General features: G+C 65.6%; 11 protein-coding genes. 5 read left to right on the top strand and 6 right to left on the bottom strand.

Annotation, left to right across the window (positions count from 1 at the left end):
• Positions 1 to 2 precede the first annotated feature (2 nt).
• The 6 genes from QFZ30_RS05635 to mtrA all read right to left on the bottom strand — a co-directional run bounded on the left by QFZ30_RS05635 (position 3) and on the right by mtrA (position 7,598).
• Positions 3 to 1,271 carry a winged helix-turn-helix domain-containing protein gene (locus QFZ30_RS05635; protein ID WP_307074277.1) on the bottom strand — a complete coding sequence of 423 codons (1,269 nt, stop codon included), beginning with the start codon at positions 1,269 to 1,271 and terminating at the stop codon, positions 3 to 5.
• 32 nt (positions 1,272 to 1,303) lie between these two features.
• Complete coding sequence (hpf, locus tag QFZ30_RS05630; RefSeq protein WP_307074273.1) at positions 1,304 to 2,029, bottom strand: ribosome hibernation-promoting factor, HPF/YfiA family; 726 nt, start codon at positions 2,027 to 2,029, stop codon at positions 1,304 to 1,306.
• Between the two features lie 143 nt (positions 2,030 to 2,172).
• Positions 2,173 to 3,108 (bottom strand): ComF family protein, encoded by a 936-nt coding sequence (locus QFZ30_RS05625; protein WP_307074271.1) that lies wholly within the window; start codon positions 3,106 to 3,108, stop codon positions 2,173 to 2,175.
• Positions 3,109 to 3,260: 152 nt separating this feature from the next.
• Positions 3,261 to 4,979: an LpqB family beta-propeller domain-containing protein gene (locus tag QFZ30_RS05620; RefSeq protein ID WP_307074268.1), complete on the bottom strand. Its 1,719-nt coding sequence runs from the start codon at positions 4,977 to 4,979 to the stop codon at positions 3,261 to 3,263.
• Entirely contained in the window at positions 4,976 to 6,802 is a 1,827-nt protein-coding gene (gene mtrB, locus QFZ30_RS05615; RefSeq protein WP_307080069.1) for an MtrAB system histidine kinase MtrB, read from the bottom strand. Before mtrB ends, QFZ30_RS05620 begins: the two co-directional genes overlap by 4 nt.
• A 121-nt stretch (positions 6,803 to 6,923) precedes the next feature.
• A complete protein-coding gene (gene mtrA, locus QFZ30_RS05610; protein ID WP_307074266.1) occupies positions 6,924 to 7,598 on the bottom strand; it encodes an MtrAB system response regulator MtrA in 675 nt (224 codons plus the stop codon).
• A gap of 236 nt (positions 7,599 to 7,834) precedes the next feature.
• On the opposite strand from mtrA, the gene QFZ30_RS05605 reads away from it, so the two are divergent.
• Genes QFZ30_RS05605 through QFZ30_RS05585 form a run of 5 tightly spaced genes read left to right on the top strand, consistent with a single transcriptional unit; the run spans position 7,835 to position 13,198 of the window.
• On the top strand, positions 7,835 to 9,076 hold the full coding sequence (locus tag QFZ30_RS05605; protein WP_307074264.1) for a DUF7847 domain-containing protein: 1,242 nt from the start codon (positions 7,835 to 7,837) through the stop codon (positions 9,074 to 9,076).
• Positions 9,066 to 9,713: a DUF4129 domain-containing protein gene (locus QFZ30_RS05600; RefSeq protein WP_307074262.1), complete on the top strand. Its 648-nt coding sequence runs from the start codon at positions 9,066 to 9,068 to the stop codon at positions 9,711 to 9,713. The genes QFZ30_RS05605 and QFZ30_RS05600 overlap by 11 nt, the downstream gene beginning before the upstream one ends.
• The gene (locus QFZ30_RS05595) at positions 9,710 to 10,909 is read left to right on the top strand and encodes a DUF4350 domain-containing protein (RefSeq protein WP_307074260.1); all 1,200 of its coding nucleotides are present in this window, start codon (positions 9,710 to 9,712) and stop codon (positions 10,907 to 10,909) included. Before QFZ30_RS05600 ends, QFZ30_RS05595 begins: the two co-directional genes overlap by 4 nt.
• Positions 10,906 to 11,901, top strand: coding sequence for an AAA family ATPase (locus tag QFZ30_RS05590; protein ID WP_307074257.1), 996 nt, complete (start codon positions 10,906 to 10,908; stop codon positions 11,899 to 11,901). The genes QFZ30_RS05595 and QFZ30_RS05590 overlap by 4 nt, the downstream gene beginning before the upstream one ends.
• 4 nt (positions 11,902 to 11,905) lie before the next feature.
• Positions 11,906 to 13,198, top strand: coding sequence for a DUF58 domain-containing protein (locus QFZ30_RS05585; RefSeq protein ID WP_307074255.1), 1,293 nt, complete (start codon positions 11,906 to 11,908; stop codon positions 13,196 to 13,198).
• The last annotated feature ends 31 nt before the right edge of the window (positions 13,199 to 13,229 follow it).

Genomic DNA, 13,229 nt, shown 5'->3' with positions numbered 1-13,229 from the left:
GTCTACGGGAGAGACACGGACCACGTGGACTGTGTTCCCTGAGAGCTGATAGGTCCTCCACCGCGGCGCAGCGCCAAGGCAAGGGAGTCTGCAAGGTTCCCGACCGGGCTGACCACGACGTCCTCCAGCCCCAGCCACTGAGCCATCAGCTCCAGCTCGTCTGCAAGTTCGACGGCGGTGTCCAGCGGTGCGTCCTGCTCGGCGTAGGCCGACTTGGCGAGCAGCAGTCCCGCCGCCCGGTCCGCCTTCAGGTCCACCCGGGCCACTATTCTGTCCCGCAGAAGGAACGGCAGAACGTAGTATCCGAAGCGTCTTTTGTGTTCGGGCGTGTAAATCTCAATGCGGTAGTGAAAGCCAAACAGCTCCTCAAGCCTGCGCCGCTCAAAGACCAGTGAGTCAAAGGGACTCAGCAGCGCCCGCCCTGCAGCCCGCCGCGGCGTCCTGGCTTCGGCATGAAGGAACACCTTCCGGTCCCAGCCTGCGACAGTAACCGGCTCGAGCCTCCCTGCGCTCACGAGATGGTCCACCGAGGCGACCGCAGCCTTGAGCGGAGTGCGGAAGTAGTCTGCAAAGCACCGCACGGTTCCGATGCCATGGGCCTGTGCTGCCGCGTCGATGAGCCGATGCATGGCCTCAACAGGGTTCCGCCGGTCCCCGCCCAGCGAAAGCTGATCAGGCAAGACGCGCGCGGTCAGGGCATACCTGCGTTCGAACTGCTCTGATCTCGACGCTGCCGAGATCAGGCCATCCTGGAACAGGTCTTCAAGAACCCTTTTAACCGCGTTCCAGTTCCATCCCCAGTTGTCGTCCCGCCGGTCTTCCACATGCCCGATTTTCACAGTGAGTTCGGCCGCCGTCATGGCCCGTCCCGCGTCGAGGGCTTCGAGGATCTTGCCGGCCACGTCTTTTCGCAGCTCCGGCTCCATGGCAGACGCACCCACCCACTTGCGCTTCTGCCACTGCACCAGGTCCAGGAAGAACTCCGGACGGATGTAGCTGGCTTCGTGTGCCCAATACTCCATCATGCGCCGCGGGTGCGTGGCGGACATACGCTGCAGGATGCTGCGGTCGTAGTTCCCGAGGCGCGAGAAGAACGGAAGATAGTGGCTCCGGGACAGCACATTGACGGAATCGATCTGGACCAGCTGGAGCCGGGCAAAAGTACGGCCCACCGTCCGTAAAGTCACGGGGCCGGCGGGCCGTCCTTTGTCCAGTCCTTGAGCTGCCAAAGCGATCCGCCGGGCCTGGTCCAGGCTCAGCGTCGCTGACACGTCAGTCCTTTCGATGGATGGTGTGCACCATCCTAGATCCTGGCAGCCTCATCGTCGGAGCGGTAAGCAATAATCTTCTCTTCAACCACGGTATCCCCGGGTTCGCATTCGTGGTCCAGGGTGATAACCCCATAAGTCCAGCCGCGGCGGCGGTACACAACGGACGGCGTATTGGTGGCTTTGTCGACAAAGAGGTAGAAGTCGTGGCCCACCAGCTCCATGTTGTCCACGGCATCGTCTAGCGAGAGGGACGCGGCGGGAAAGACCTTGCGCCGGATCAGCACCGGCGAATCCCCTGCCGGAATGTCATTCTCAAGATCGTAGGGCGACTTCTCGGCAGGCGCGGCCACGGGCTCGTTCCGGTGGCTCGCTTCGGCATATATAGGTTCATGGGCACTGGCGGGTTCCAGGGCCGCTGTGGCTTCGCGGACTGCCTTGGGAGTGTGGCGGCCGTGGTGGACCTTCTTGCGGTCCTTCGCACGGCGAAGCCGCTCAAGCAGCTTGTTGTAGGCGAGATCAAAGGCAGCGAATTTGTCTGCGGCGCTGGCTTCGGCACGAATCACGGGTCCACGGCCCAGGACAGTCACTTCGACGGTGAGCTGGTCGCCGGTCTGCCGGGCGTTCGTTTCCTTGGACACCTTCGCGTCCACCCGCTGGACCTTGTCGCCAAGTGATTCGATCTTCGAGATCTTCTCACCGGCATATTCGCGGAAGCGGTCTGAGACCGTCAGATTTCGTCCGCTGATCATAAACTCCATGGTGCCCTCCAAATGACTTCGGTGACACGACGGCGGCACTTCCTAGAGCCGATCTGATTGACAGTCGAGCCCCTTTCCGAGCCGCCATCGACAGGTACATCTGTTCTTGGTACCCACAACCGACGTTAGTTCATAGCCACCCGTTATTCATCCTTTATTCGTTTATTTTTTTCTAAGTCATCGGGCTTTCGGCCAGCACCCGCGGATGCGGTGCTGGCGCTGCCGGAATCGGGCGGGCGTGTCGCTGCCAGGACCACGGCGCCTGCCACGAGGGCTCCGGCCAGGTGCAGTGCCCGGGCTGCTTCTGAGAGCGTTGCCCCTGTGGTCAGGACGTCGTCCACGATGACACACCGGCGGCCAGACACGCTCCGCCGTTTCCATCCTGGGACGCACATGGATCCCCGGACCCGCTTCGCCCTGGCGCCGCGGCCAAGGCCTTTCTGGCCGCCTGGAAGTTGATACAGGGCGGCGCGGCGCCGGGACTTCCGAAGCACGTCCAGCACCGGCGTGCCGACCAGGATGCTTCCATGTCCCAGGGAGCCAAGAAGCAGATGCACGGGACTGAATCCCCGTTTCACGAATGCCCCGGCGCTACTGGGAACCGGGACCAGGCACACGGCGTCCATGCCGTCGACTGCTGCTGCAACAGCACCCCCCAGCCCCTTCGCCAGGATCGCCCCGAGCTGGTGCTGGCCGTGGCTCTTGAAGGAAAGAAGCGCCTGCGCCAATTCTTCGCGGTACACACCCGCGGCCACTACAGGGAGAATAATGCCGCCGTCGACGTCCATCAGTGCCGGGGCCTGCGCCTCCGCCCTGAAGGGTCTGCTGGTCAGTATCCTGACCTGGCGTTCACATGCCACGCAGAGAGCAAGGTCCTCGGCACCACAGCAGACGCAGTCCACAGGCAGGGCTAGCGCCAGCAGCTCCAACGCTGCCGCGCCCATCTGGTCAACGGCCCGCAGGAGCCGCCGTTCATGCTCTCCCCGGTGCTTCGCCGATCTTTGCGGGACCGGCAGGAGGTCCGGATCCGCAGGAGGTAGGCCCCTGCCCGGTCGGTGGGGGAACTCGCCAGCAGTCACATCCCGATACTCGCCTCGCGGCGAGCAGGAGGGAAGCCTCCGGGTGGCCTATGTGGACAACAGCGGCAACCAGGCAGCACCAGGGTTGTTTTGAGGGCTCGAAACGACACCTCTGCGACTCAGTTGGGCGGCCGGGAGAGCGCGTCAGTGTCCTAGCCCGGGAAGGATAGGTCGATAGGCCCCTTGAGCTGGGGAGACCAGCCGTTGCCCAGCCGCTGGAAGATTCCCTCAGCGGATTGCGCGTAGATCTCCTCGGTTCCGTTTCCGGCGCTGAGTCCCACCAGCCCGGGCCACGGCGCCAGCTGCTGCGGCTGACCGGAGGTGAGGGACAGCAGCTCCGGCGTCACGTTCGCGGCCGCTGAGCCCTTCATGACCGCCACGGTGGTGTCAGTGACCCAGACACCTTGGTCGGGCTCGCTGCCCGTCTCAAGTGTTATGGGTGGCGTCAGCTCCCTGGGGGTTCCGTCCGCCGCCCGGATGATCCCGGCAACCTGCACCCGCGTCTTGCCGTTTTGCTCCGAAATCACCAGCGCGCGCACTCCCTCCCGGGACACCCTCAGATCCTTGATGGTCCTGCCGGCAAGCCAGGAAGGGGCAAGCGTGACAGTCGGAACGGCAGCGCCCTCGGCCACGCCCGCGGGCCGGTACGCGACGATTTCAGTTCCGCCGGTCGGCCCGGGGCCAGCAGTCCAGACCCAGTCCTGGAGACTGAACGACGGATGCGTCAGGGTGCTGCGTGTCGTCAGTGCCCTGGCCGGCTGTCCCGGAACCATGCTGTAGAGCATGGTGCGGCTTTCGTTCAGGAATGCGACCGTCTGGGACACCGGTGACTCCGCCGGAAAGCGTGGTCCCAGCGCTGAGACCGTCTGCATATCCGGCAGCGGCGAAACACGGTTGTTTTCATAGCGCACCAACTCGTTGCCGCTCACAGCGATCTGGCGGGCAGGTACGCTCTTATCCTGGACCGGGGGCAGCACCGAGCCGTTGTCTTCCACCCGCACAAGGTCCTGGTTGGCCCGTAGCTCGACATTGACCACATCAGGCTGGCTGCGGAAGGTAAGTGCAAGCTGCGTCTGCATCCGAAGCCGGTCCTCGGTGGATGCTTCGGTGAGTTCCTTGGCTGTGAGGTCCACCTGCGCAGCACCTGACACCACCGGCACCGATTCACGGGCCAGTTTGATTCCGGACGGAAACGCGGTCACCACTGCTCCCCGAAGGTACGGGGCCGGGCCGGCGAGCAGAGCACTGGTCATAGCCTTGACCGTCTTGTTCTTAATGAACCAGCGGACGTCCGGAACGGCGTAGGTGAAGCTGGGATCGTAAAAGTAGATCGGATAGGCACCGTAAATCACCTTGAAGGTTTCCTCAGGGATAGCCGTCCCGTCCGGAATGGCGGAGATCCGCCATTCACCGTCAACCTGGGTGACTGTGGCCGGGATGTTCTCCTTGGTACCCTCCGGCGTCTGGGTTGCGATGCCGTCCGCGTCAACCGTGTAGGCAACGTCCAGTTCGTAGTTGTACACATTTTCGACGCCGGTGCTGACCACCCGTGCTTCGCGGTACACCAAGGCGCGCTGGTCCGGCTTCCACGCCACAGAGGACGCCTGCGTGAGATATTCGCGGGCAACCGCGTAGTCATCCTCATAGCCGCTCCCGGCCCGGTAGAAATCCTCGATGATGGTCTCCGGCGCAGCGCCGGCCTGGGGCGCGGCTGGAAGGAACACTGGGGCGGTGAGGTTTCCGGCGCTTCCCTCACTGCTTTTCCCTACCGGGCCAGCGGTGGGTATGCGGGCGCACGAGGCCAGCAGGAGGACAAGCATCATCAGCAACACGGCAGCATGGTGCCGCTTCCCAAGGTTCTTTCCTGTCATGGCGTCTCCTTCGGCACCGCGGTCACGCCGGACCGCGGTGCCGCCGCCGCGTCGCCGTCTCCCTGTGCATCGTCCGGTACCCGCACACTTTCCGGAGCCTGTGGCACAGGCGCGGGGCCGGGGTCCATGACCAGCATGTTCCTGCCCGCCTGCACCTCCGGCAGGAGTATGTCCTCCGGTTCGAGTTGCACCGGCGACCTGTCGATCTCTTCCCCCTGCCGCAGGGGCACGGTGAGCCGGAAGTTAGCTCCGGTGCCCTTCTTGCCCCAGGCCTGCAGCCAACCATTGTGGAGCTTGGTGTCCTCCATGGCAATGGACAGTCCCAGGCCGCTGCCGCCCGTGGTCCGCGCGCGGGCGGGATCGGCCCGCCAGAACCTGTCAAAGACCCGGGCGGCCTCCGCCGGGGTCATGCCGATGCCGTGGTCACGGACCGCAATCCCCACGGCGGTCTGGTTGGCCGCGACGGTTATGTTCACAGGTCTGCCCTCCCCGTGCTCCACTGCGTTCAGGATCAGGTTCCGCAGGATCCTGTCGATCCGGCGGGCGTCCATCTCCACCACGATGCCCTCGGCGGGGGCGCGGAGGGTGATTTCCGAGCCGTACTCGGCGGCCACCGGCGCCGCTCCTTCGATGACGTGGGCAATGACCTGCAGGATGTCCTCCGGTTCGGCGTCAAGCATGGCCACACCGGCATCAAAGCGGGAGATCTCCAGCAGGTCCGACAGGAGCGACTGGAACCGCTCCACCTGGTTGTACAGCAGTTCCGCGGAGCGCTTGTTGATGGGGTCGAAATCGTGGCGGGCGTCGTACAGGACTTCCGCGGCCATCCTCACAGTGGTCAGCGGCGTCCGAAGCTCATGCGAAACGTCAGAGACGAAGCGCTGCTGCATCTGGGAAAGCGTGGCGAGCTGCGTGATCTGCTCCTGGAGGCTGGCTGCCATGTGGTTGAACGAAGCTCCGAGGCGGGCCACTTCGTCTTCACCTTTAACCACCATGCGTTCCTGCAGCTGGCCGGCGGCAAGCTTTTCCGAAACCAGGGCAGCGTGGCTGACCGGGCTGACCACGTTGCGCGTGACGTACCAGGCGATGGCGCCGATCATCAGCACCAGGACGGCGCCGCCGGCCCACAGCACGCTTTGGATTTCGTCGAGCGTCTGCTGAGCCGTGTTGAGGTCGTAGATCAAGTAGAGCTCGTACACGGTCCCATTGAAGTCCACCTTGTTGCCCACCGCGATGCCCGGCCGGTCCTCGGTGCCTACCGGAATCACGGTGGACGCCCAGTACTGGTCCTTCCCGGACTGCTGCACCGCTTTCCGAAGGTCCGGCGGGATGACGCTGACCGTCAGCTGATCGGAGGCCCTGGATTCAACCCAGCGGTTCCGTGGCTTGGTCTGCTGCGGCATGGCCTCAAATACATAGCGACGCTGGATCTCATCTCCACGCCCCTCAACTGCGGTCAGGGTGTCGTAGACAAGGGTGATGACACTGGACTGGTCGGTGACCTGGGCGCCGTCGAACGTGTCCTGGACCTGCTTGACGTTATACCGGGTCTCGGACTCGGCCTGGGTCAGTCGCTCCTGGAAGAGGTTGTTGGCGATCTGGTTGGACAGATAGGCGCCGACCACCGCGAACGACGTCACGGACAGCAGCAGCGTGGTGAGGACCGTTCGGAACTGAAGCGACCGTCGCCAGCGCCGATGAAGTGACCTTGCAAGGTAGCGAATGGCAGGGAAAAACCGGCTGAGGCCGGTGCTGACGAGGCGGGCGACCCTGACGCCGACGATCAGGGCCCGCCGCCTCCAGATGCGGGCGCGGAGCGGCAGCCGCGTCAGCCCGGCCGCGAGTGCATCCGTATGCTCTGGGGTGCTGTGATGCTCCGGGCGAGCCTCCGGCTGCCCGGTGGGGACGTCCTCCGGCGTACGGCCCCGGTCTGCTCCTGAGGGGTCAGGAACCTGCTTTGTAGCCGACACCACGAACCGTCATTACTACTTCCGGAGCCTCCGGATCCCGTTCGATCTTTGACCGGAGGCGCTGGACATGGACGTTGACCAGCCTGGTGTCCGCTGCATGGCGGTAGCCCCAAACCTGTTCAAGAAGCAGTTCCCGGGTGAATACCTGCCATGGCTTCCGTGCCAGTGCCACGAGAAGGTCGAACTCAAGCGGAGTCAAGGAGATGCGCTCATCGCCGCGGCTCACAGTGTGGCCGGCGACGTCAATGGTGATGTCAGCAATCCGAAGCGTTTCAGGAGCCTTCTGGTCGCCCGGCCGCAGGCGGGCCCGGACGCGGGCGACAAGCTCGGCCGGTTTGAAAGGCTTCGGCACGTAGTCATCGGCGCCGGATTCCAGCCCGCGGACGACGTCGGATGTGTCCGACTTTGCGGTGAGCATCACGATGGGCACGTCTGATTCCGAACGGATCTGCCGGCAGACTTCAATGCCATCCACACCGGGAAGCATGAGGTCAAGCAGCACGAGGTCCGGCTTGGATGATTGGAATACATCAAGCGCCTGGCCGCCGTCGGCGCAGAAGACCGGCTCGAAGCCGTCGTTACGGAGGACAATTCCAATCATTTCGGCCAGCGCTTCGTCATCGTCAACTACCAGAATGCGTGCCTTCATAGTTATATATTCCCTTATTGATCAGGCTTTGTCCTGTTGAACGCCTCCACGGCATGGCGCCGGGCTATGACGCCCGACGCCGGAACTATAGTCTGGGATCGTGCCGGCTGCCGCCGGGTGCCCACCGCCTGAGCTGCGGCGGCGTGTCCCGGAGGGAAGGCGCAGCGGGAAAGCGGCGCAGAAAGCGGACGGTCCCGCCCGGGGGAAGGAACAGGTTGTCACAACAGGATCCGAATATGCCGTGGCCGCAACAGGGCGGCCCCGCGCCATGGGTGCCGCAGCCTGGCTCCGGACAGGCGGGATGGGGCGGACAGCCTGTGTGGGGTCCGCCGCCAGCTCCGCCGCCCGGTTCTCAACAGCAGCCATGGGGTACACCGCCCTACAATCCTTACGGCGGTCCGCCGCCCTACCGCCAGCCCCAGTATGTCGCCCCGCCCAAGCCCGGCATCATTCCGCTGCGTCCGCTGATGTTCGGCGAAATCCTGGACGGTTCCTTCCAGACCATCAGGCGAAACGCAAAAGCCATGCTGGGGGCCGCCCTGCTGGCGCAGTCACTTGTCGCCGTGCTGACCGCCGTCGTCACAGTGCTTCCCGCCGCTTCCGCCGGATCCTTGGAAACGTGGGCCGGGGGCCTCAACCAGCAGGAGCTCGTCTCGGTGGGGCTGGGCTTTGCCGGTGGCATCCTGCTTTTTAGCGTGTTGACCCTGTTCATTTCTACCGTGCTCCAAGGTGCAATGGTGGTGCCGGTGGCGCGGTCCGTTCTCAACCGACCCACCGGCTTCCGGCAGATGTGGCAGCTAGCGCGTTCCCGCGCCTGGGCGCTGGTCCGCCTGGCCGGGCTGCTGGTTGTTGGCGGCCTGCTCGCCGTGCTGCTGTATGCGGCGCTGACCGTCCTGTTGATCAGCACCTCCGGCGGAATCGGCGCCCTGGTCCTCATCCCCTTGGGGATCGCTCTCTTTGCACTGTGGATCTGGATTTACATCAAGCTCATGGTTGCTCCGGCCGCGGTGGTCATCGAGGAGCTCGGGGCCGTAGACGGCCTGCGCAGGTCGTGGCACCTCACGCGCGGCAACTGGTGGCGCATCCTGGGAATCACCCTCGTGGTGTTGATCATGGTGGGCGTCATCTCCCAGGTGGTGATGATCCCAGTCAGCCTGCTCTCCGCCTTCTTCACCGGTGTGGTCTTACCCCATGGAGGCCCCGAACAGGAAGTCACCGCAGCAGTGGCACTGGGCATTGCCACAGCCATCATCAGCGCACTCGTGGGCGCGGTGGGCTACGCCTTCCAGACGTCCGTCATGGCACTGCTCTACCTGGACCTCAGGATGCGCAAGGACGGCCTGGACATGGCACTTCTCCGGCTGCTGGAATCAGGCGCGGACCCCGAGGGCGTCCCGGGCCGCGGCCTACCCGTGTACAAAGAAGGACCGGGACACGGTGCACCCCCGGCATACGGGGCATGGCCGGATGTCCGCTGAACCTCCGGTGATGCCCGGCAGTGACGAAGCCCGCCGCTGGGCCGTGGAGGAACTGTCCAAGCCCGAGTACCGCGAAGCGGCCCCCGGCTGGCTGATCGGGCTATGGCAGGATCTGGTGGACTGGCTGCGCTCCCTGGGCAACTCCCCCGGCCTGGACGGCACAGCCGGGGCTCCGCTGATCGGGGTAGGCATCGCCGTGGTGATCGGGGTCGCCATCCTGCTGGCCCGTCCCCGCCTGAACGCGAGGTCGGCGCCGCATCGCGACGTGTTCGACGTCGACTCGACCATGAGCGCATCGGCTTACCGTGTGCGCGCCGCAGCGGCGGCCTCAGCGGGCGAGTGGAGTGCCGCCGTCGTCGACTGCTTCCGTGCGCTGGTTCGCACCGCCGAGGACAGGAACGTCCTGGACGCGCGGCCGGGCAGGACAGCAGATGAAGTGGCGCGCGAATTGGCCAGCCCCTTCAGCCCCGAAGCCCGGCGGCTCGGCTGGGCAGCCAGGACATTCGACGGGATCCGCTACGGCAACGAGGCGGCTGGCCGGGATGACTACGCCGCCATGCTGGAACTCGATGCCGCCCTGCAGTCCCTGAAACCGGCCAACGCCGCTGTTCCGGCCGAGCCGGCGGTGCCCCGATGACCCAGGATCTGCAAAGCAGGCATAAGGCGGACTCCGGTCCCACCGAAGAAGTTCCACCGCGTGCCAAAGCCATTTCGTGGCTGCGGCGGCATCGGGGCCGGACATTGATCGGCGCGGTGTTCGCCGTCGCACTCACGGTGGTCATCTCCGGGCAGCTGGCTCCAAAGGGTGACACCGTGCCGTTATCTGTCCACAACGCCGGCCCTGGCGGGGCCAGGGCCGTGAGCGAAATCCTGGGCCGCCACGGCGTAACCGTGGACAACGTGGGTTCCTTTGGCGCCGCATTGGCCGCCGTGACCGACAGGCCGGGTGCCACGCTCCTGCTGTATGACCGGAACGGATTCCTGGATGGATCCCAGCTGGAACAGCTCAGGGCAGCGGCCGGACGGTTGGTGGTGGTGACCCCGCGGCTCCATACCCTGGCGGGGCTGCATGGCGGAATCCGGCAGGCCGGCGTGGTACCGGAGACGTCGCCCACCCTGGAGCCGGGGTGCGGGAATGACGATGCGGAATCCGCGGGAACGGTATCCGGAGAATCCGGCTTCCTGTACGACGGCGGCACGCTTTGCTACCGTCCGCCGGGAACGGCCGCCGGGCTGCTCGCCTTCACAGACAACGGTGCGCTGACTGTTCTCGGCAGCACCACACTTCTCAGCAACGGGCGGCTGGCCGAGCACGGACACGCCGCGCTGGCCCTCAGGACGCTTGGCAGCTCCAAGGACCTGGTCTGGTACCTCCCTGGGCTCGCTGATGTGAACGCCGCCGACTCGACGCAGACGCTCGATGACCTTGCACCGGATTGGGTGCCGTTCGTGGGCCCCTGGCTGGCCTTCGTGGCGCTGCTGGCAATGGTCTGGCGCGGACGGCGCCTTGGCCCGCTGGTCTTTGAACCGCTGCCCGTTGTGGTCAAAGCAGTGGAAACAGCAGAGGGCCGTGCGCGGCTCTACCACGATTCACACGCCGTGGACCGTGCCCGGGACAACCTGCGGGCCGGCACTCTCTTGAGGCTGGCGAAAGAGCTGCGGCTGGGCCCGGATGCCACTGCTGACGCCGTCGCAGAAGCAGCAGCCCGGCACCTTGCCCGGCCGGTGAGCCACATCAAGGAACTTGTCCAGGAGCATCCCCGGAACGAAGCCAGGCTGGTGCAATGGTCACAGGAACTGGACAAACTAGAGAACGAGGTAAGGACCCGATGAACGAACAGAGCAGCGGCCCGCAGATCCTGGATTCCAGGCAGCATGATCCTGCACGCCAGTCGCTCCTGGACGTCCGCCACGAGGTGGCCAAGGCCGTGGTGGGCCAGGATTCCACGGTCACGGGGCTGCTGATCGCCCTGCTGTCGCAGGGGCATGTGCTCCTCGAGGGAGTGCCAGGCGTTGCCAAAACGCTGCTGGTACGCGCCTTGTCTGCCGCGCTGAGCCTGGATACCAAACGCATCCAGTTCACCCCGGACCTGATGCCCGGTGATGTCACCGGCTCCTTGGTGTACGACTCCCACACCTCGGAGTTCAGCTTCCGCGAGGGGCCGGTTTTTACCAACATCCTGCTCGCTGATGAAATCAACCGCACGCCGCCCAAGACCCAGGCATCCCTGCTGGAGGCCATGGAAGAGCGGCAGGTTTCGGTGGACGGTGTGTCTCGGCCGCTGCCTGCACCGTTCCTGGTGGCGGCAACCCAGAACCCGGTGGAATACGAGGGGACCTATCCCCTGCCCGAAGCCCAGCTGGACCGCTTCCTCCTCAAGCTCACCATGCCCCTCCCTGACCGGACGGACGAGATGGAGGTGATCCGGCGGCATGCGTCCGGGTTCAATCCCCGCGACCTGGCGGCAGCCGGTGTCCGGGCCGTGGCCGGCGCGCAGAACCTTGGACGCGCACGCCAGGCCGTGGCCACCGTGGCCGTCGAACCGGAGATCATCGGTTACATCGTGGACCTGGTGCGGGCGACCCGGGCCGCACCGTCGTTCCAGCTGGGCGTCTCGCCCCGGGGAGCCACTGCACTGTTGAACACGTCGCGCGCCTGGGCCTGGCTTTCCGGCCGGAGTTTCGTCACTCCCGACGACGTCAAGGCGCTGGCGCTCCCTTGCCTGCGGCATCGTGTGGCCCTGCACCCGGAAGCCCAGATGGACGGGGTCCGCGTGGATGATGTGCTGCACAGCATCCTGGCCTCCGTCCCCGTACCCCGCTGACCGAATGGCACTCTCCGGGCGTTTTGTGCTCCTGGCGCTGCTTGGCCTGGCGCCGGTGTTGCTGTTGCCCGGGTGGGGGACGGTCCTGGGCGTGGTCCTCGTATTGTCTGCGCTCCTGGCCGTGGAACTCGGTTTGGCTGCTTCCCTGCGCAGCGTCGACGTGCAGCGCTCCGAGCCCGGCAACGTCACCCTGCACGGCACGGCCGTCTCCACCCTCACGGTCCGCAACAACGGCCGGCGCCGGCTGCGCGCAACAGTCCGCGACGCGTGGCAGCCTTCGGCCGGCGCACAGAATCCAGTACAGGAGGTGGAGGTGCCCGCCGGGGAAAGCCGCCGGGTGATGGTACGTCTCCGGCCGGTCCGCCGCGGAGACCTGCGCGCTCCGCACGTGACGTTGCGCTCGCAAGGGCCGCTCCGGCTTGCTGCCCGCCAGCGCACCCTGGAGTGTCCCGGTTCCGTGCGGGTCCTGCCTCCTTTTCACTCGCGACGGCACCTGCCGTCCAAACTCCGCAAGTTGAGGGAGCTCGACGGCAAAGCCGCTGTACAGATCCGGGGCGCAGGGACCGAGTTCGATTCGCTCCGCGACTACGTCCGCGGGGATGACGTGCGTTCCATCGACTGGCGGGCAACCGCCCGCCGTTCCGCCGTCGTCGTACGCACATGGCGGCCGGAACGTGACCGGCGGGTGGTGATCATCCTGGACACGTCCCGGACATCAGCGGCCCGGATCGACGACGAACCGCGCCTGGACACCGGTATGGAAGCTGCCCTCCTGCTGGCAGTCCTGGCAGAAAGGGGCGGCGACAGGGTGGACTTCGTTGCCTTTGACCGCCGCCCCCGGGCCAGGGCAGGATCCGCCACCGCCGGAAACCTCCTGGGCCAACTGGTGCAGGCAATGGCACCCCTCGAAGCGGAACTGATCGAACTGGACTGGTCCGGCATCCCCGGCCAGGTCCGGGCCGTCTCGGCGCACCGCTCCCTGGTTGTGCTGCTGACGTCGTTGGAGGGCGGCGCCCCCGAAGAAGGGCTCATCCCCGTGGCTGCGCAGCTGGCACAGCAGCATGTTGTGGTGGTGGCCGCGGTACGCGATCCCATGCTGGGCCTGATGCTCCAGGAACGTCACAACGCCTCCAGTGTCTTCCGGGCGGCCGCAGCCGAGCGCGCCCTCCTGGAACGGGAGGCAGTCAGCTCGCAGCTTCGGCACCACGGCGTGGAGGTGGTGGATGCGGAACCGCACCAACTGCCTCCGCAGCTGGCTGACATGTACATCCGGCTCAAGGCTGCCGGTAGATTGTGAAATCACACGCAGCGCCGCTGTTCCTACCGCC

Origin of the sequence: Arthrobacter pascens, from assembly GCF_030815585.1 — a bacterium.
Taxonomy (GTDB): domain Bacteria; phylum Actinomycetota; class Actinomycetes; order Actinomycetales; family Micrococcaceae; genus Arthrobacter; species Arthrobacter pascens_A.
This window is presented reverse-complemented; position numbering and strand designations above follow the sequence as displayed.